Origin of the sequence: Draconibacterium mangrovi (genome assembly GCF_010586825.1) — a bacterium.
GTDB lineage: Bacteria > Bacteroidota > Bacteroidia > Bacteroidales > Prolixibacteraceae > Draconibacterium > Draconibacterium mangrovi.
Genome location: NZ_JAAAGB010000008.1, coordinates 102816 through 121858 on the forward strand (window position 1 = coordinate 102816; position 19043 = coordinate 121858).

Sequence of the window (19043 nt, forward strand, 5' to 3'; positions counted from 1 at the left end):
TTATTTTTATAAAATAATTTATACCTTCTTCTCCCCTAATGTTAGGGGAGGTGTCAGCGTAAGGCTTAAGGGCGGGTTGACAGAGGGGTAATGTTTCGAATTACAAATTAATACCATGAAAAAAATTGCAGTTCATTTAGCCGAAGGATTTGAAGAAATTGAAGCCATAAGTATTATTGATGTACTTCGCCGCGCCGTTTTTGACGTTACCATTGTTTCCATGAACAAATCGATGGAAGTAGACGGAGCACACCAAATTACCGTAAAAGCCGATACGCTGTTTGAAGACCTGGATTACGATAACATCGATATGATCGTGCTTCCGGGAGGAATGCCGGGGGCGGCAAATTTAAAAGCACACAGTGGTCTGCGAGAGCAAATCTTAAACTTTAATGATATGCAAAAACCGCTGGCTGCTATTTGTGCTGCTCCAATGGTGTTCGGGAACCTGGGTTTGCTGAAAGAAAAAAAGGCAACTTGTTTCCCGGGATTTGAAGATGAACTGCACGGAGCAATTATTACCGGAGAAGCGGTGGCAGAAGCCGGAAACATTATTACCGGAAAAGGTGCAGGTGTAGCCATCAAGTTTGCTCTTAAAATTGTAGAGCTGTTTAATGGGAAAGAAGTTGCCGACGATTTGGCAGCCAAAATGATAGCGAATTAAAAAGGTATAAAATCAATTCTATCTCAAGTTGCATTTTTGCGATACGATCCGCAGTCTTTGAGTAACAATCCGTAGTCTTTGAGATGCAATCCTGGGTTCTTGAGCAACGATCCGGGGTCTCTGAGATGCGATCCGGGGTTCTTGCCCAACGATCCGCACCTTCTGAGACGCAATCCGCACATATTGAATAACAATCCGCAGCTTCTGATTAACAATCCGGGCTTATTGCTATCCGATTCGGAAGTATCTCTTTACAATACGTGCTTTTCGTAATCAACTTTGTAAAAAACAAAAGCCGCCTCGTTAAACGATAGCGGCTTTCTTATATCCTCTTCCGAAATGTTTATTTCGTTTTCTCTGCGATCCAGTTTTTAGCATTTACAAAAGCCTGAATCCAAGGTGCAACCTCATCGGCTTTTCTGTCAGCAGGGTAATTTGCCCAAAGATGCGGTTTGAAAGCACGTTCCAGGTGAGGCATCATTACCAAATGACGGCCATCATCAGAACACAACGACGCAGCGTTAAAGTGCGATCCGTTTGGATTACCCGGATAACCTTCGTTACTGTATTTCATCGGAATATTGTACTGTTCTTCGTTAAACGGCAAGTAGAATTTACCTTCGCCGTGTGCCACCCAGATTCCGAGTTTCATTCCGGCCATATTTTCCAACATCACCGATTTGTTGTCCTGAATATCAACATTCAGGAACGACGATTCGAATTTACCCGATTCGTTGTGCAACATTTTTGGTTGAATGCTGTGCTCAGGATAAACAACTCCCAATTCCACCATTACCTGGCAACCGTTACAAACACCTAAACTCAAGGTATCTTCGCGTTGGTAGAATTTCTCCAGTGCCACTCGTGCCGTTTCGTTGAATTTAAAAGCTCCGGCCCAACCTTTTGCCGAACCAAGAACATCAGAGTTAGAGAATCCACCAACGAAAACAATCATGTTAACGTCTTCCAGCGTTTCGCGTCCTGCAATCAGGTCGGTCATATGAACATCTTTCACATCCATTCCGGCAAGGTACATCGCGTACGCCATCTCGCGGTCGCCGTTTACACCTTTCTCCCGGATAATTGCAGCTTTTACACCCGAAGCCGTGCGGCGCTTCAGGTCGATGCCCAAATCGGCAGCTTTTCCGGTGAAATCTTTAAAGTCGAATTTTAATCCCTGATCTTTATAATTTTTAAAACGTTCCAGCGCCTTTTCTTCTCCACTTTGTTTGCGGTCTAACAAATACGATGTTTTAAACCACATTTCGCGTAAGGAGTTGATATCAAAGTCGGCTTCGATAGTGCGGTTCATCACCCTTACTTTACGGTAAGGAACAGGGAAACCTAACGACATGAACTCTACTCCGGCATCAGTAAGTTGCTTTTTCACCTCATCGTTATCAGCACACTGAATAACAATTCCAGGGTTCTCAGCCAATAATATTTTCGCCAGATCTTCTTCCTCAAAAGAAGTAACATCTACTTTCATTCCGCCTTTTACGTTGGCGAAACACATTTCAAGCAAAGTAGTGATCAAACCTCCCGAAGCCACATCATGCCCGGCAAGAATCAGTTCCTGTTCGATAAGATCCTGAACTGTATTAAATGCCGTTACAAATTTTGCAGGATCAGCAACTGTTGGTGCCGTGCGACCAAGTTTATTGATCGACTGTGCAAAAGCACTTCCACCAAGCGCACGCTCCATAAACGACAAGTCAATGTACAGAATCTCTTTGCTTTCGTCGTTTACCAATACAGGCTCAACCACTTTTTTCACATCGGTAACTTCGCCCGACGATGAAATGATTACCGTTCCCGGTGCCAATACCACATCGCCTTTGTATTTCTGTGTCATCGACATTGAGTCTTTACCGGTCGGAATGTTAATTCCCAATGCACAGGCAAAGTCGCTGGCTGCTTTTACGGCGTTGTAAATACGGGCATTTTCTCCCGGATTTTTAGCCGGCCACATCCAGTTGGCACTCAACGATACACTTTTAATTTTATCGGGCATTGGCGCCCAGATAATATTTGTCAGCGACTCGGCAATTGCAAGCACCGAACCTCTTTCAGCATCAACAAGTGCTGCTACCGGTGCGTTACCGATTGCAGTTGCCAATCCGGCTTTCCCCTGGTAATCGAGTGTAATTACACCGCAGTTATTCAGTGGCAATTGCAATTCGCCGGCGCATTGCTGTTTGGCAATTCGTCCGGTTACCGAGCGGTCAACCTTGTTGGTCAGCCAGTCTTTACTTGCCACCGACTCCAGTTGAATGGTTTGTTCAACCAAGTCGTATATTTCTTCCCAGTTGTATTCTAATTCGTCAAACTCAGGAACGATGGTTTCATCCTCCATTATTGTTTTCGGAGGATTTCCGAACATGTATCCCAACTGCCAGTCGATCGATTTTTCCCCGGTTTTTGAGTTCTCAAAAGTAAACTGCATATCGCCGGTTGTTTCACCGATTTCGTAAATTGGTGCACGCTCGCGTTCTGCAATCTTACGAAGTAACTCAACATGCTCCGGTTTCATAACCAATCCCATGCGCTCCTGCGACTCGTTACCAATAATTTCTTTTTGCGAAAGGGTTGGATCGCCAACAGGTAATTTCGATGTATCGATTTTTCCTCCGGTTGTTTCAACCAGTTCGGACAAACAGTTCAGGTGTCCACCTGCACCGTGGTCATGAATTGAAATGATCGGATTATCATCAGCCTCACTCAGCGCACGAATGGCATTGTAAGCTCTTTTCTGCATTTCAGGGTTAGCACGTTGAACAGCATTCAATTCAATATGGTTTTCGAATTCACCTGTTGCCACCGACGAAACAGCGCCACCACCCATTCCAATGCGGTAATTATCGCCACCAAGCAACACTACTTTATCACCTTTGCCCGGCTCATCTTTCAAGCTATCCTTTTTGTTTCCAAAACCAATACCACCTGCAAGCATGATTACTTTATCGTAACCATATTTCACAAAGTCCTCGAAATGCTCGAAAGTAAGCAGTGATCCTGTAATAAGTGGCTGACCAAACTTGTTACCAAAATCGCTGGCACCGTTTGATGCTTTAATCAGGATTTCTTCAGGAGTTTGGTACAACCAATCACGTTCTTCGGTTGCCTGCTCCCACGAACGTTGTGCTTCGGTACGTGGATACGATGTCATATAAACCGCCGTTCCGGCAATTGGCAAAGCACCTTTTCCACCGGCAATACGGTCGCGAATCTCTCCACCTGTTCCAGTTGCTGCACCGTTAAAGGGCTCAACTGTTGTTGGGAAGTTATGTGTTTCGGCCTTTAACGAAAGAACCGTTTCAATATCTTTTACTTCAAAAAAGTCGGGTTTATCTTGTGTTTTCGGGGCAAACTGCTCAACAACCGGCCCTTGAACAAACGAACAGTTGTCTTTGTATGCCGAAACGATTTTATTCGGATTTTCCTTCGATGTCTTTTTAATCATCTGGAATAACGACGATTCCATTTCTTTTCCATCAATAATGAAGGTTCCGTTAAATATTTTGTGACGGCAGTGTTCCGAGTTTACCTGGGCAAAACCATAAACTTCGCCATCGGTAAGCGGGCGTCCCATTTCTTTCGACACCGAATTCAGGTATTGAATCTCGTCGTCGCTCAAAGCCAACCCTTCCTGTTCGTTGTACGCTGCTATATCTTCAATATTTAAAATCGGATCGGGTTCTTTGTCGATTGCAAAAACCTGCTGATCAAGCCCTTTGTAGATAGCCTGAAGCATTGGGTCGAATTTTGCTTTTTCATTTTCTACCTCGAAGAATTCCTCCATACGGCGGATTCCTTCAATGCCCATATTCTGGGTAATTTCTACGGCGTTGGTACTCCACGGAGTAAGCATTTCCTTACGCGGGCCTACAAACCAACCGTCGATTTGCTGAGGTTTTAAACTTTCGGCTCCGGAAAATAACCATACCAGTTTTTCGGTATTTTCATCGCCTAAGGGCTGTGCAGAATAAACTGCGATAATATTGTTACTTTGAGTTTTAAAGAATTGAATCATGTTGCAGCGAACTATTAATTTAAGAACATGTTGTAAAACACGCTGCAAAGATAAAAAATATTAATTGGCAAGTCGGCTAAGTTATAACAATAAGACAACAGTTTTTTAACACCGAAAACGTTAAATAGGATTAAAAGCCGGCGGATTTCATTTTTTCTGGTTTTCTTTGGGCAAAATTAGGTACATGAGAGTTTTATTATTTATTGTCGCTGTAGTTATTATGGTATCGTGCAGCTCGCAACGAAATCTGCAAAAAACATATATCGGAAAACCCTTATCGTCGTTAGAATCGGAATTAGGTAAACCTCAAACCGTTTTTAACAAGGAAAGTGAAAACATTTATATTTTTGAAAAAATTGAGATGCTGAAAAGCACTGAAATCAGCCAGCATAAACTTACGCTTGACCCGATGGTGACACCAAAGGTGAAAAAAACATCGCGTTACACAGTTACCGTTGTTGATGAAGTGATTACGAAAATAGAGCTGGAAGAACAATACGATCGAAACAATTAATAACAGTCTAAATCTGCTGAGAACTGCAAAAAAACAAATTGTATTTATCAGGTTTAAAGAAATTTTATAGTTTTGCAGGCACGTTCAAAAAAAATTATTGCCCAGGTGGTGGAATTGGTAGACACGCAAGGTTGAGGGCCTTGTGGGAGAATTTTCCCGTGCAAGTTCGAGTCTTGTTCTGGGCACGACGCAAAAATCATCAAAAACTAAAAGCGCTTAAAATCAATGTTTTAAGCGCTTTTTTTTGTTTTCCAGAAAGTCAAAAAAGCACAAAAAAAGTCAAAGTAAACGAGACTTTATCGAGAACAAGCATTTTTTTCAAAAACTGTTCTCGGCAAATCGTGTAACTATCTCTTTTACAACATTTAAATTGATACGAATTGACTCGATTTGGTGTTGAAAAACATGGTCAGAATGGGTATTTTTGACCAACAATCGAGAACAATTCTTCTGAAACTTTAAAATGAAGAAATTATGAGATTGACGATTAACTTTTTGATGAAAAAATCGAGACAGAAAAACAATGGTGAAATCCCTGTCTACGTGAGATTTACAATGAATTCAAAACGAGTAGAATTATCTACGGGAATTTACTGCCATTCTGATAAATGGGATGATGTCGGGCAACAAATCCGAGGGAGGAATGAATCCGCCAGGATTCTTAATAACAGGCTGGACAAAATCCAAAATGAAATCCAGGATCACTATAATAAGCTAAAGTCTTCCGGTGAAGAATTTAATGTTACAACCATAAAGAATAAACTACTTAACATTGATGAAAGTAAGGGTATTCTTAAAATATTCGATTACTACTTAAATAGCATTCTGGAGAAACTGGATAAAGGTTACTCCATGGAAACTTACAAACACTATAAATCTTCCAGAAAGAGATTGGCAGCCTTTATTAAATACCAATATAAAAAGGCCGATTATCCAGTTGAGTCTATTGATTACAAATTTTTAGATGCTTTCGATGTTTATCTGAAAAAAAGGTTTAAAGTTCACCAGAATACGGCATGGAATTATCACAAACATTTACGACGTGTTTTAAATCTCGCAGTTTCAATGGATCACATACAAAAAAATCCATACAATAAATACAAAGTAGATTTAAAGGAAACTCATCGTGAATTTTTGACGTCTGAAGAACTTGCTAAAATCGAAGAGAAAGATATTCAGATTGAACGTTTATCTGCAGTTCGTGACATATTTGTTTTTGCCTGTTATACTGGCCTTTCCTATTCTGATATTTCTAAATTAAGTAAACAGCACTTGCAAAAGGGTATTGATAAAAACGAATGGATAATCATAGACCGATCTAAAACTAATAACCGTTGCCGGATTCCCATTCTTCCGAAAGCCAAAGAAATTTTGGAGAAATACAAGAATTATCCCAAAAATCATAACAAAGACCTACTACTTCCCGTGCTAACTAATCAGAAAATGAACAGTTATCTGAAAGAGTTAGGTGATATTTGCAGTATTAACAAAAGTATTACAATGCACATGGCCAGGCACACATTTGCAACTTCCGTAACTTTAGCAAATGGGGTTCCTATTGAAACCGTTTCAAAAGTACTTGGACATTCCTCACTGAAAACAACACAGATTTACGCAAAAATTCTTGATCAGAAGATTTCGGAAGATATGCAAGCACTTCAGGAAAAGCTTGGGAGTAATGACAAAAAGGAAAGTTCAGCTGAATTCGAGAAAGGCAAGGCTAAGCTTTCTTAATTAATCATTTAAACATCTGTATCAATTTTCCAAAGCTGTCCTTAATCCCAAATCGTAAACACCGGCTCTTTCCAATTCAGGCATTAGGCAAAAGAAGGCGGAATAAATGGACTGAAAGATTGCGCTGGAGGACAGTAAATTGGCAAGTGTTTTCCCAATGCTTTGCTGCCAAGTCTCCTTTCGAAGTATGAGAAATGTGTATTGGCAGCAAAGAATACCAATAATTCCAATACTCTTGTCAATTTGCTGGCTGCGTTTATGCCGTAAGCTTTTGACGTTTGCCTGAATTGAAATCAATTTGTTGAAGATTTGGGAGAACCTTATGATTTACATCCTGTAGCCCCTGTTCTTTTTCTTTATAGGCTTTATTCGTTGATATGACTCCTTTTTTTGTTGTCTCTTTTCATCCTTCTCTGCCTGAAGCAGACCTTCTTTGATCAACTGATAGAAAGCCTGATCCAGTGATGGATTATCAATAACCGCAATATATTCCTGCCTCTTATTCTCATCCAGCTTGTACTTAATTTTTGAATAACTGAATTGCCTGTCAATTTTAGAACCGTTAAATCTCAAATCATTTTTAGTAAACGAAATCCCCTGAACAACATTTGTATTCCCCCTGCATTTGTAGTTTACTGTTATCCCCTCTTTATTCAGTTTAGCTTCCAGTTCGTCCAGGTCTTTACATTTGGGTACAAGCTCTTTCAGGCAAATATAAATCTCATATTTTGTTTTGTCCGGTTCTTTTAGCCGGTGAAACTTCACATTTTCTTTTCCCTTGGCAAAATACAAGTCGTTTTTTCGTGTAAGCTCTTTACAGATCTTTTCACTACGGTAACGATCGTTTTTATTGGATATCGTTTTCCCCTGGTTGTTCACCCTGTTATACACAATGTGAATATGAGGATGCTCCTTATCGTAATGCCGGGCTATTATAAACTGGGTATTTATGATTCCCATTCTGTTCATGTAATCATCCGCAATCTTTAGAAGAAACTCATTATTCAACTTTGCTTTATCCTGGACGGAAAAATCCAGGGAAATATGACCTACCGGTTTGCTGACCCGCGAATTGAGTTCTGTTTGAGCAACAAAACTTTTTGTTATCGAATTGGTATTTTTCAAACGAACGCCCTCTACCATTAACAATTCAGCCGCTTTCTTTGGATCAAGGATATAATCTACCGCCCCGGCAAAGTCTCCACCTGTTGTAATCTTGGCAATCATAGAATTTTGTTTATTATTCGGTCAATCTTATTAGCAAGAAACAGGTATTCGCTACGAATATGATCGTAACCCTGGGCATTGGCTTTACGTGCAATCTGATTCAGGTTATTGGCCATTCCTGAGAGTTTTCTTATCTCAGCATTCAGTTCGGGTGTCAGGCGTTGGACAACTGTAGTATTCATTATTGACCGTCTGACGAACTCACTTTGTGAAATCCCGGCTTCTTTCGATTTGCTAATAAGGGAGTAATATTCAACGGTCGACATTTTTACCGTTACCTTATATTTCATCTTCTCACCATCCAATTTTCGTGGACGTCCACCTTTGTTAAATTGCACCATATTTTATTACCATTTTTTAGACCAACGGGATGCTAAACATGGGTTTTGGTCTTACCAAAACATAAACTTGCTATCCTACCTCGAAAGGGTCTTTTTATGGAAATAAAGTTAGGTAACAGAACAGAGAAAGGAAACACCAAACTAACTCAATATCAATCAAATAAAATGCTTCATGGGTTTAGCTAGTTCTAATAAATTCTTTTATTAATTGAATCAGTTATCGTCACTTGTCACTAAACCGGCCTGAATATGATTCGTAATCAAGTCCTTAATAGCCACACAAGAGACATCGAGTTTTTCTGACAACAATCTGAGGACTTCATCCATGACATGTTGTTTTTCCATCGTTGCCACCGGAATCCCTTATTTATATTGAGTGTAATTATACAATAGATGACGAACGTTTAGCAATTAATCTGCTTTAACCTTTTAGTTTAAATTCTGACTTATTATTGCGATGCGTTCCAGTTAATTCAAAACCATTGGTGCTCTCTTATCAGATTCTTCTAGAACTCAGTATCAATAGTGTTAAATAACGGGCTAATTATACTACTTTGAATTATGGTCTAACATTTCATTTAATGTAGATAATGATATGGAAATACATTCCGAAACATCCAAATCGGTTTTCGAATACGCCTCACATTCAAGCAATTTCGTGTTGATCTCTTTAACAAGCTCCAATTCATTATTTTGCATTGCCATTTTCACGAAAAACTTAGTCATACTGCACTGCATCAGCCTATTACCTCTATAATATTCTATAATCTTAAAAAATAAGTCAGTTGAAAATAATACATCTTCGGTCCACGTACGAAAAATAATGTATTCAAGGATTGTCTTTTGGGCGAAACAAATCATAATTTTTAAATCGATAGTGTCGGTTGGAATTAAATATTCATAAAAAATTCCTTCTGAAATAAGCTGATCGTACGCCGGAACCAGTTCCGGAACAGACAATAATTGATTTTTGTCAACGAAAGTAGTTTCTCGGCCCTTCTTACAAAGAGTTACAAATCGTTTCAGTAACAACAATTTTTCCTCCAGAAAAGGGTGTGAAAATATTCTTGTTTTAATAAAATGATTGAGTAAAATTATTTCGGATATGTTATCGTTTTGCCTGAATTTATGAATAAATAACGAAAATGAATAAGGATGAGATATGATTTCAAGTACATCTTTATATCGGCTAAAAATATCTTTGTATTTGGATTCCGCATTCTGAAGTTTTAAGAGTGAATAAATTTCGTCTGAACTGAAAAGCGGAAAATTTATGGCATCGATATTTTTCTCATATGTAAAAGCAACATCGAACCAAAAGGATCGTCGAATCGGATTTTTATAAAGTTTTTGAACAAATACATCCAGGTTTTCCGGCCTGCACGTTAGCAACACTTTAAACCAACCTCCATCATCAACCATCATGATATGCATAATATTATCAACAAGTTGAGCGTAACGCTTCTGCTCGAAAAATACATCATCAACATCATCGATTATTAACCAAATACGCCCTTTCCGTTTTTCCGGATATTTATGAAAGTAGAAGTGACGGCTAGAATCGACTTCGAACTTTAAAAGCTGGTTGATTAAATCAATATTACTGTTTTTTGAATAGAGGTTAAAAAATATTTCCCCATCAATTAAACAGACGATATCATTTTCAAATTTCTCATTTCCCTGTAAAAAATATTTTTCTACAAGCTGTATCATCAGGGTCGATTTTCCATATCCGTCGGGAGCAATAAAAAGGGTGGCCGGAGTATTGCTTGTCTCAAATTTTTCAAAGCGATCTAATAGCGGTCGTCTAAAGATGAATTTCTGGTTATTATATTTGGTTTTTTGTTTTAACGAATCAAGACTGGTTCGCGTAACTTGCATCATTCGCCTTTTTAATAACTCCCATTGATCCTCTTCGGTGTCGGTTAGTTTAACTTCACCGTAACAAGCATAAAAATCATTCCAGTCTTTAAATCCAACAAATTCGGCTAAGGTATCAAGGGTATACTTGGAAGGGTTATGATTACTTTTTATCAGTCCAAAAAATCTTTTAAGGGTAGAAACGCTAATCTGCTTTTGAGTTTCTTCATATATTTTCTGCGACAGCCAGTTGCAATCGCTTCCATATAATCTTACTTTATTAAGTTTAGCCTGGACGCTGTTTCTTAACAACTTGTAAATATCCACAACAATCTATTTTATAGGTAAATAATTTCCAATATTCAAATAGATTAATTGCTTGTCTAAGTACAAAAGTATTGCAAAATGTTAAAGAAACCAACAGCTGATGGGGTATACACATCTTAGAACAATTAATATTAAAAAGTTAGTCTGTGATAATCGAATTCAAAGCCCATCTGTTCGATTATTTGAGCTTTCAATTCTTAAAATTCGGAATTAGGGAGTCCCCCTACACAATAGAATAAAAACCCTGAATTTCGGCTAGTTACCCAACTGCAAATCAAAAACTTTATTTATCATATAATCAAAACTCTAATGAGCTAATTAATGTAATTATTTCATTCATTATTATGAATAAAATGAGCAACAACATGAAAAGCTATTGTTACAACTTTCTGCTTTACAGATACTATTTTTGTATTCCAAGTTGTTGATAAAATCATTGCTAGCGCAAGGCCGTTATCGGTTACACTGAGTAATTCCGAGTGAAAGGAATTATGAAACTGCCAAAAGCAGGCTATTCGTTGAGATAAAAAATTAGGTTTTAATTGATACAATGGATACTACAACAAGAAAAGCGACGGTTTATTTGGACAGGGACCTTGTTGAAAGTAAGAAAACATCGGGAATTTACACCTCTACAAAAAAAGACATCAATCCTTTTATAAGCGTATACGGTAAGGAGAGAAATTCTTTTATTGTTGACTGGCAAGTTTGTGATGAGGAATACCTTGAAAAATAAATCAACAGGTAGATCTGAGGTGCTGAGGGAATAATCAGCAATTTTTCTTTATTCTGAATTCAGGCTGAATAAGGCGTAAATGGTATTGCCCAAAATCAGCTCTAAATAACAACTGAATAATTAGAAACCGTTAAAAGCAAAGCCATGATTGAGTATGCCAAAAGTATTTTACCCAAAATACGAGATTGGGAAACATTGTTTCGTAAAGAGCTGAACAAATGTTATAAATGGTCGCCGGAAAACGAAATCCCTGAACTTCGCACATGGTGTTATGCAAATTTTCATAGCTCACATCAAGCCATCTTGGCAGAAGTTTTCAATCCTTCGCCTAAAGTACTCATTCTAGAAATAAACAGGAGTAAAAAAATAGAAAAAGTGAGTTAGAAGAGAAATCTAATTTGCAGCAAAACAACGTTTACCAGCCTGATATTGTGCACAATAGGAGAAATAGAGAAAAACCAATAATACAAGATATACTTTTCCTGGAATTATAAGAATTCACAAAATAAAACACTAACAATTAACAAAAAAGCGCATGAAGGTATTAATGTTCGGGTGGGAATTTCCACCACATATTTCAGGAGGATTAGGTACAGCATGTTATGGACTTACAAAAGCACTATCAGTTTTTCCAGGATTAGATTTAACATTTGTAGTTCCTAAAATTTGGGGAGACGAGCCAGGCGGAGGAATGCAACTGCTGGGAGCAAGTGAAATAGATTTGCTGGCCAGTAAAATAAAAGCCGAAGAATTTAAAACTCCCTTTACTTATTTAAGTGTGCAGTCGGGCATGTTGCCCTATATCGACCCGACAGCCTATCCCGAAGCAATCAAAGAAGCGCAAAAAAAGTTCTCAGAACCAAGCAAACAAGATCCTTTCGAAAGTATAAGATTCACGGGAGCATATCATACTGACCTACTAACTGAAATACACAATTTTTCGGTAGTGAGCGAACACATTTCCAGGCAACAGGACTATGATGTAATTCATGCCCACGACTGGCTCACCTATCCTGCCGGAATAAAAGCCAAACAAGCCACAGGGAAACCATTAGTAATTCATGTTCATGCTACTGATTTCGACCGTAGTGGAGGAAATGCAAATCCCGATGTATATAACATTGAAAAAGCAGGGATGGATGCTGCTGACAGGATTATCGCGGTGAGCAATCACACTAAAAAAATAATTATTGAAAAATATTTCATCAACAAGGCAAAAGTTACTGCCGTTCACAACGGAGTTGAACCTTTTACCGCAAATGAAGATTCCCTGATAAAAACCAAAAAGAAGCATCGAAAAACAGTTACCTTCCTTGGACGAGTAACCATGCAGAAAGGACCTCAGTATTTTGTGGAAGTGGCCAGAAAAATACTTTCACGAATGCAAGATATTGAATTTGTAATGGCCGGAAGTGGTGATTTATTACAGGAAATGATAACGTTGGTTGACAATTTTGGATTGAGAGAAAACTTCTCTTTCCCTGGTTTTTTGAAAGGGCCAGCGGTTCGAAACTGTTTAAAACACTCTGATGTATTTATAATGCCATCTGTTTCCGAACCGTTTGGAATATGCCCACTGGAGGCCATGTTTTGCAAAGTTCCGGTAATTATTTCAAAACAATCGGGAGTTTCAGAGGTAGTACAACACTCCATTAAAGTAGATTTCTGGGATACAGACGCAATGGCCGATGCCGTTTACAGTATTCTAACCCGGCGTGTTCTCAGAAAAAAGATGAGAAAAGGTGGCGCTAATGAAGTTATTGAAATAAACTGGGAGAAAAGCGCTTTAAAAATAGCAGATATCTATGGCAGCTTATTGAGAGCTTGATGAATTACAACATTCTATAATTATAACCGTATGAAAAGTATATGTTTTTGTTTCCAGCTTCACATCCCTCTTATTTTGCGAAATTACAGGTTTTTCGAGATCGGGCAGCATCACGAATATTTTGACGATGATGAGCTTGCAGCTTATTTAAAACAAAAAACGAAGAATGTACTGGTACCTTTCATTGAAATGCTTCAGCTTCTTCACCTGGAAACAAATGGAAAATTTAAGGCCGGAATTTCTATTTCGGGAACTACTTTACAGCATCTTCAAAAATCGTCTCCCGAAGTGATACAGCTTCTAAAAGAATTACTACAGAATAATTGTATAGAATTTTTGTCGGAACCCTGGTCGCATTCATTGCTTCCGTTCACTAGTGACAAACTGCTTAAACAAGAAACGAGGCGCCATGACAAGCTTATACAGGAACTTTTTGGAACAAGACCCAAAGTACTCTTTGCCTATGTCCCTTATGGCTTGTTACCTTTACTTAATTCTTCAGAATTAAATAAACGAAATGGTACTATTACATATACTAATTCTCTGTTTAATAAAAAGAAAGACATTAACAATATAACTCCGCATCTACCCGATGACCGTCGTATCTTTTTTATCGACGCAAAAATTAGCCAGAAATTCGGAAAGATCGATTTTAATCCAAATTTTCACACATTAGCAGTTTATACTTCTGGTATAGCGGAACGTATAAATAGAAACGCTTTGTCGTATAGTCCCTCGATTATTGTGTTCAACCCGGGGCAAAAAGCGAGACCGTTTAATCTAAACCATGTATTAGTTTGGAAAACTGAAATTCAAAAGCTGCTCCATGACTACCAATTTGAGTACTTGTACCCTTCTCAAGTTATTGAGCATTATAATCACCCCGTTTCCAACGCTAATTGTTCTGAAAAGTTCTTAAATCGTTATCGTTCTACCGATTTCTGGCTTCACTCTAAATTACAACGCGAGGTATTTTCAAAGCAAAAAGCAATACATGCCATGCTTCAGAAGGCAATTTACAGTCCTCTTCATTCAAAGTGGGAGAATATTCAAGACATGGATCATTTGCTTTTTATAAGCGATAATTATTTCAAAGAATCGTTTGCTGCCAACTATTTCACTCCTTATTCAAGTCCGTATATGGCATATATTAATTATATGAATGTACTGGAGGATATATATTCCAGCCTGAAAAAAGAACTCCATCAACCCATTTTTCAAACAAAAATTCACAAAAAGAAAAGATATGTTACGGCTGATTGAGTTCTTTTATTCAGTTACTTATATAATAAATGAATAATTATAAAACATCCTGAGATTTTAGATTTACGATACCATGAAGACAGAAGATTTGAGGATTGGTAACTATGTCCTGATTTCAAATCATGATGCACTTGTAAAAGTTGCATCATCTCCCCAAAGAGTTTGTGGAATCACTTCAGAGAATGAACTTGAATTTCACAGAAAAAACCCTGATGATAAGATTTTCAAAGTACCGGTTGTACATTGTTTTGGAATCCCTTTAAGTGAGGAATGGTTAACTAAACTAGGCTTTACAATTGTAAAGTATGTACCATCTACTTATAGTGTTGTTTTAGGTGGTTTTGAGCTCTGTTTTGGTGAAGCCCCTGAATGTTATAATTTTCTCACCCTAAATAACTGGCATGGGAAAAATGAAATAAAACTGGAACTAATGTATGTCCATCAAGTTCAAAATCTCTATTACATACTGACTGGCAAGGAGTTGGAATTAAAAAATGACGAACCGAAAAATAAACAGTTCAATTAAAAAATAAAAACCATGTCAAAGTTTCATGAAGCATTAAAAAGTGCGAAAAAAGCTCCCAAAAAAAGTGCAAAAGAAAAGAGAGCTGAAAAGAGAGAAAAGAAGGCAATGAAAGATTCTTCTTATAGTATTAAAAAAGTTTTTGAAGAAAAGGAAAAGTAATTTTTAACTGGCCGGATAAGTTGAATCTTTTACCTATTCGAAACTCTTTTGATTGTCGTCGTTACCCGACAAATGATATTTTACTTCGGGTTCGATATGCACATGAACGTGGCAGCGCGAAATTTCGTTTTTGATTTTATTTTCAATCATATTAGCTATTTCATGTGCTTCCAGAATACTCATTTTTGATTTTATATGAATATTTAGTTCGACAAAAAATTCAGCACCGGCCGCTCTGACTTTTAAATCGTGGTATTGCTCAATTTCATCTAATCCATCTAAAATTGATCTGACTTTTAAATATGTCTCTTCGGGAACTCTATCAAGAAGTACGTTAATCGAACGTTTTCCTAACTTGTAGGAAACGTGAATAACGATAAACGCAACTATAAGTGCAGCAATGCTATCTGCAATATAAAATTCGAAATTTGAGCATATAAGCCCCAGGAGAACAACAAGAGAACTCCAAATGTCTGTAGAAAAATGCAAGGCATCGGCCTCTAAAGCCTGACTGTTGTATTTTTTAGCCACCCGCCTTAGAGCACGCGAGCGCGTGAAGTCTATTATAATTGAAGTAACAACAACAACATAACTCCAAACAGTAACATCGATATGTGTCTTGCCTGAGATTAAGCGGAAAACTGCTTCATAAATAATCCAGATACAAGTAACAAGCAACAATAATGTCTCAATCAGAGCAGATAAATTTTCGATTTTACCGTGTCCGTAATGATGGTCTTTATCCGCCGGTTTATCTGCTATCCGAACGGCTAACCATGTTATTGCAGCAGCTACAAAATCTAAAGCAGAATGCAAGGCCTCTGACAGAATTCCTAAACTTCCGGTAATTATTCCAACAATAAATTTGAAACTTGTCAGAACGATTGCAGCAATTACCGATAAAAATACCACTTTATTTTTTTCCTTAACTGCGTTTTCCATAAATGCATTAATGATAGTAGCTATTTTTCCAATTTACGATACCGCTTTTATTAATGTTCATCGATATTTGTTACTTCATAGAATTGCAGGAATAAACTCATTCCCAATTTTTCTGCTAAAACAGTTATATTCTAATGTCTCGCGGAAGTTAGCTCGAAGGGTGGTTCCGAAAGAAGCGCATCAATAAGCGGCTTGTCGCGTTCGTAAATATCTTTTCGGAAATTAACAACATGGTTGGAATCAACCCATGCTGTCCAATACAAAAGGTGGACATTAGGTTGCTCATTTAACTGAACCGTTTTACTAATTTTTGTAGCAACAGTTTTATTAATTTGTTCGCTACTCCAGTTTTCGGTGTCATCAAGCAAGTATTCTGCAAGCATTAAAGCATCCTGCACTCTTATGCAGCCCGAACTAAAAGCACGCTCATTTTTATCGAAAAGTTCTTTGGAAGGAGTATCGTGTAAATAAACATGAAATCTGTTCGGAAACATAAATTTAACTACTCCCAGTGCATTGCCGGGTCCCGGTGGCTGACGGAAAATCAAACTTTTAGCACGATCGCTGTTCCAGTCAATATTATCAGAATTTACAGCCTTACCACTATTATCAAAAACGAACAAGTTTTTATTTTTAAGATAGGCAGTATCTTTTCGTACACCAGGAAGAACATCCGCTCTTACAATACCGGGTGGTACAGTCCAGGTAGGATTAAAAACAAGGTATTGCATTTTTGCACTGAAAACCGGTGTCTTTCGGTAAGGTTTCCCTACAATTATTTTATGCTTTTGTACCAATAACCCATCTTTTATAACACTGAGGTTATAATCAGCAATGTTTATTAAGATATAGAAGTTGCCAAATTCCTGTTCAAGCCAGCGCCAGCGTTCCATATTTGCGCGAATTTGCTTTATTCGCTGTTCAACGGAGACATTTAATTCACTCATTGTACGTGGACCAATTTCTCCGTCATCTTCCAAACCGTGTCTGCGTTGAAAATTTTTAACGGCAATAAATAAGTTATCGTCAAATAAATTTTGATTTTCCGCTCCCTCCTCTTTCAAATCACCTAAAGAAAAAAGCCGTTTTCTAATTTCAGGAATACGATCATCTTCCATTGTTCGTTTAATGATCGGGCCTTCCAGCTTTAACGCCTCATTTTCAACATCTATCGATCGATAGAATTTAAGCACATTTTTTAAATCGGAATAAGTTTTGTGTTTGGGCAAAGCGGTCTGAACAGCTTTATTAATATCGCCCAATGCTAGAGAACTATTCAGAAGTTCAACAGGGTCACCTTCCCTTCTGGTAACATGCCACTGAGCATCAATTGTTTCCGGGTTTACTTTTCCTGAGAATAAATGCGAGGTATAGAGTAAAAAAGCATCGGTCAGCAACATGTCATATTCAGCTTTGTCGAGTTCGGTCTGATGTAAACCGGAAAGTTGCCGCAGCTTTTCAAAATGGTAATCGACCGGATTAAGACCTTCATTTTCTGCATTTTGTATTTCGATAATCAGTTGCGATGCAGTGTTGGAATTCCATGCAATGTTGAACAGACGTTTTTGGTAAAACAGTGAAAGCGATTGTGAACATTGCAGATTCTCGCCACAAGCAATTAATGGAATTTGACCGGCATTTTCAATTCTTCTTCTGATTATCTCATTTGCAAGCTCATTTTGCGGTTGAAACAAAAATTGTAGCAAACACAACAATATTAGAATACAGTTAAGCATCGAGATTTAATAGCGTAGAGTGTTTTAAATAATTCGTCTCAGGAAAATAAATAAAAAGGCAGGTTTTGTTAGCAAGCAAGTGAATTACCTCCTTGTATTTGTTTATCGATATAGCCGGACACCCAAAGCTTCTTCCAAGCCTACCATACTTTTTTATATAGGCACTGCTAACATATTCTGCGCCGTGAATTACTATATTTCGAGTTCTGGCATTATCGTTAAATTCCTTTTCCATTCCATCCAGATAAAGGGAAAGTCCGTGTTTCCCATAATACGTATTACCGGTTATAAAGAAACCAAGACTACTCATTTTCGTATTAGGCGTATTCGAGAAATTTTGAGCAAATTCCTCTCCGGTATTCTTACCATGTGCAACAAGAATATGGTACAATATTTTTTCCTTTTCAAGATCAATTACCCACATTCTTTTTTCTTTTGATGACACACTGAAATCAATAATGGTTAAAATATTCTTATTGCCTACTCGCAGTTGTTTTTTTAATTCGGTATACCCCTGCCACGCTTTATCGAAAACCACGAAATCAGGTTTATCCGAATATGACTCCAGATTGTTGAATACAACAATTGATTCAGTTTCATTGAAAGTCACCTTATCCGTGTTGGAGGAATTATTAATCGGCGGCAAAAATGTGAGGGATAAAATAAGCGTTATAAACGGCAAAATACTTAGTGTCATATCTAAAATTCAATATAAAGAAGTGATCACAAAAATACATTTAGTTTTTTAAAATCGCACATCATTCTCCACAGTTAAATATATGATTTTTAGCTACATAACATAATGCAACTGAACAGATCCTATTAATAATTAATCGGGAGATTAGGTCAGTTTAAAAAAGGGTCTTTGGCTTTTCGCGGTATGGTATCATAAACCTAAAATGCTTCTTCTCTTCAGACAACCTGATTATTTAATTCCAGTATGATTATTTACAACTCCATTGTGTTACTTTCAACTATCATCCCGTCATAATTTTAGCAAAAACAATAATTATGGCACAAGTTAACAGACAATTAAAAAGAGGTAATAATATCGCGTTAGTCATAGGGATTTTGATTATGCTGCTTTTAATGATATTGTGGTATGTAATCTGAGCTAATTATTTATAGGACAAATAACTAGCTACAAAAACAC

16 protein-coding genes and 1 tRNA gene are annotated in these 19043 nt (G+C 37.6%); 10 read left to right on the forward strand and 7 right to left on the reverse strand.

What is annotated here, in order from left to right; all coding sequences use genetic code 11:
- Positions 1 to 115 precede the first annotated feature (115 nt).
- The gene (locus G4420_RS18125) at positions 116 to 664 is read left to right on the forward strand and encodes a DJ-1 family glyoxalase III (protein ID WP_163325358.1); all 549 of its coding nucleotides are present in this window, start codon (positions 116 to 118) and stop codon (positions 662 to 664) included.
- A gap of 343 nt (positions 665 to 1007) precedes the next feature.
- Here the strand turns inward: G4420_RS18125 and purL are convergent, their stop codons facing one another.
- Entirely contained in the window at positions 1008 to 4697 is a 3690-nt protein-coding gene (gene purL / locus G4420_RS18130) for a phosphoribosylformylglycinamidine synthase (protein ID WP_163325359.1), read from the reverse strand.
- Positions 4698 to 4881: 184 nt separating this feature from the next.
- Between purL and G4420_RS18135 the strand changes: the two genes are divergently transcribed.
- The 3 genes from G4420_RS18135 to G4420_RS18145 all read left to right on the forward strand — a co-directional run bounded on the left by G4420_RS18135 (position 4882) and on the right by G4420_RS18145 (position 6945).
- Positions 4882 to 5211: a hypothetical protein gene (locus G4420_RS18135; RefSeq protein ID WP_163325360.1), complete on the forward strand. Its 330-nt coding sequence runs from the start codon at positions 4882 to 4884 to the stop codon at positions 5209 to 5211.
- Positions 5212 to 5310: 99 nt separating this feature from the next.
- Positions 5311 to 5396: transfer RNA gene (locus tag G4420_RS18140), tRNA-Leu, on the forward strand.
- Between the two features lie 289 nt (positions 5397 to 5685).
- Positions 5686 to 6945 carry a site-specific integrase gene (locus tag G4420_RS18145; RefSeq protein ID WP_163325361.1) on the forward strand — a complete coding sequence of 420 codons (1260 nt, stop codon included), beginning with the start codon at positions 5686 to 5688 and terminating at the stop codon, positions 6943 to 6945.
- A 327-nt stretch (positions 6946 to 7272) separates the two neighbouring features.
- Here G4420_RS18145 and G4420_RS18150 read toward each other — a convergent pair whose 3' ends face one another.
- The 3 genes from G4420_RS18150 to G4420_RS18160 all read right to left on the reverse strand — a co-directional run bounded on the left by G4420_RS18150 (position 7273) and on the right by G4420_RS18160 (position 10700).
- Positions 7273 to 8172, reverse strand: coding sequence for a relaxase/mobilization nuclease domain-containing protein (locus tag G4420_RS18150; protein WP_163325362.1), 900 nt, complete (start codon positions 8170 to 8172; stop codon positions 7273 to 7275).
- Positions 8169 to 8513 carry a MobC family plasmid mobilization relaxosome protein gene (locus tag G4420_RS18155; protein ID WP_163325363.1) on the reverse strand — a complete coding sequence of 115 codons (345 nt, stop codon included), beginning with the start codon at positions 8511 to 8513 and terminating at the stop codon, positions 8169 to 8171. The genes G4420_RS18150 and G4420_RS18155 overlap by 4 nt, the downstream gene beginning before the upstream one ends.
- A 549-nt stretch (positions 8514 to 9062) precedes the next feature.
- Entirely contained in the window at positions 9063 to 10700 is a 1638-nt protein-coding gene (locus G4420_RS18160) for an NACHT domain-containing protein (RefSeq protein ID WP_163325364.1), read from the reverse strand.
- A 550-nt stretch (positions 10701 to 11250) separates the two neighbouring features.
- On the opposite strand from G4420_RS18160, the gene G4420_RS18165 reads away from it, so the two are divergent.
- The 6 genes from G4420_RS18165 to G4420_RS23290 all read left to right on the forward strand — a co-directional run bounded on the left by G4420_RS18165 (position 11251) and on the right by G4420_RS23290 (position 15212).
- Positions 11251 to 11436, forward strand: coding sequence for a hypothetical protein (locus G4420_RS18165; RefSeq protein ID WP_163325365.1), 186 nt, complete (start codon positions 11251 to 11253; stop codon positions 11434 to 11436).
- Positions 11437 to 11580: 144 nt separating this feature from the next.
- Positions 11581 to 11820 carry a hypothetical protein gene (locus G4420_RS18170; RefSeq protein WP_163325280.1) on the forward strand — a complete coding sequence of 80 codons (240 nt, stop codon included), beginning with the start codon at positions 11581 to 11583 and terminating at the stop codon, positions 11818 to 11820.
- Positions 11821 to 11971: 151 nt separating this feature from the next.
- Complete coding sequence (locus G4420_RS18175) at positions 11972 to 13264, forward strand: glycosyltransferase family 4 protein (RefSeq protein WP_163325366.1); 1293 nt, start codon at positions 11972 to 11974, stop codon at positions 13262 to 13264.
- A gap of 30 nt (positions 13265 to 13294) precedes the next feature.
- Positions 13295 to 14527: a polysaccharide deacetylase family protein gene (locus G4420_RS18180; protein WP_163325367.1), complete on the forward strand. Its 1233-nt coding sequence runs from the start codon at positions 13295 to 13297 to the stop codon at positions 14525 to 14527.
- Between the two features lie 73 nt (positions 14528 to 14600).
- Complete coding sequence (locus tag G4420_RS18185; protein WP_163325368.1) at positions 14601 to 15053, forward strand: hypothetical protein; 453 nt, start codon at positions 14601 to 14603, stop codon at positions 15051 to 15053.
- Between the two features lie 12 nt (positions 15054 to 15065).
- Positions 15066 to 15212, forward strand: a complete 147-nt coding sequence (locus G4420_RS23290; RefSeq protein ID WP_204273739.1) for a hypothetical protein — start codon at positions 15066 to 15068, stop codon at positions 15210 to 15212.
- Positions 15213 to 15245: 33 nt separating this feature from the next.
- Here G4420_RS23290 and G4420_RS18190 read toward each other — a convergent pair whose 3' ends face one another.
- From G4420_RS18190 to G4420_RS18200, 3 genes are all read right to left on the reverse strand, one after another.
- Positions 15246 to 16154 carry a cation diffusion facilitator family transporter gene (locus tag G4420_RS18190; protein WP_163325369.1) on the reverse strand — a complete coding sequence of 303 codons (909 nt, stop codon included), beginning with the start codon at positions 16152 to 16154 and terminating at the stop codon, positions 15246 to 15248.
- 131 nt (positions 16155 to 16285) lie between these two features.
- Positions 16286 to 17860: a L,D-transpeptidase family protein gene (locus G4420_RS18195; RefSeq protein WP_163325370.1), complete on the reverse strand. Its 1575-nt coding sequence runs from the start codon at positions 17858 to 17860 to the stop codon at positions 16286 to 16288.
- A 22-nt stretch (positions 17861 to 17882) separates the two neighbouring features.
- Entirely contained in the window at positions 17883 to 18587 is a 705-nt protein-coding gene (locus G4420_RS18200) for a murein L,D-transpeptidase catalytic domain family protein (RefSeq protein ID WP_163325371.1), read from the reverse strand.
- Positions 18588 to 19043 lie beyond the last annotated feature (456 nt).

Bases quoted from the DNA above. Each gene is read 5' to 3' on its own strand.
- G4420_RS18125 (WP_163325358.1), top strand. From the start codon at position 116: ATGAAAAAAATTGCAGTTCATTTAGCCGAAGGATTTGAAGAAATTGAA.
- purL (WP_163325359.1), bottom strand. From the start codon at position 4,697: ATGATTCAATTCTTTAAAACTCAAAGTAACAATATTATCGCAGTTTAT.
- G4420_RS18135 (WP_163325360.1), top strand. From the start codon at position 4,882: ATGAGAGTTTTATTATTTATTGTCGCTGTAGTTATTATGGTATCGTGC.
- G4420_RS18145 (WP_163325361.1), top strand. From the start codon at position 5,686: ATGAGATTGACGATTAACTTTTTGATGAAAAAATCGAGACAGAAAAAC.
- G4420_RS18150 (WP_163325362.1), bottom strand. From the start codon at position 8,172: ATGATTGCCAAGATTACAACAGGTGGAGACTTTGCCGGGGCGGTAGAT.
- G4420_RS18155 (WP_163325363.1), bottom strand. From the start codon at position 8,513: ATGGTGCAATTTAACAAAGGTGGACGTCCACGAAAATTGGATGGTGAG.
- G4420_RS18165 (WP_163325365.1), top strand. From the start codon at position 11,251: ATGGATACTACAACAAGAAAAGCGACGGTTTATTTGGACAGGGACCTT.
- G4420_RS18170 (WP_163325280.1), top strand. From the start codon at position 11,581: ATGATTGAGTATGCCAAAAGTATTTTACCCAAAATACGAGATTGGGAA.
- G4420_RS18175 (WP_163325366.1), top strand. From the start codon at position 11,972: ATGAAGGTATTAATGTTCGGGTGGGAATTTCCACCACATATTTCAGGA.
- G4420_RS18180 (WP_163325367.1), top strand. From the start codon at position 13,295: ATGAAAAGTATATGTTTTTGTTTCCAGCTTCACATCCCTCTTATTTTG.
- G4420_RS18185 (WP_163325368.1), top strand. From the start codon at position 14,601: ATGAAGACAGAAGATTTGAGGATTGGTAACTATGTCCTGATTTCAAAT.
- G4420_RS23290 (WP_204273739.1), top strand. From the start codon at position 15,066: ATGTCAAAGTTTCATGAAGCATTAAAAAGTGCGAAAAAAGCTCCCAAA.
- G4420_RS18190 (WP_163325369.1), bottom strand. From the start codon at position 16,154: ATGGAAAACGCAGTTAAGGAAAAAAATAAAGTGGTATTTTTATCGGTA.
- G4420_RS18200 (WP_163325371.1), bottom strand. From the start codon at position 18,587: ATGACACTAAGTATTTTGCCGTTTATAACGCTTATTTTATCCCTCACA.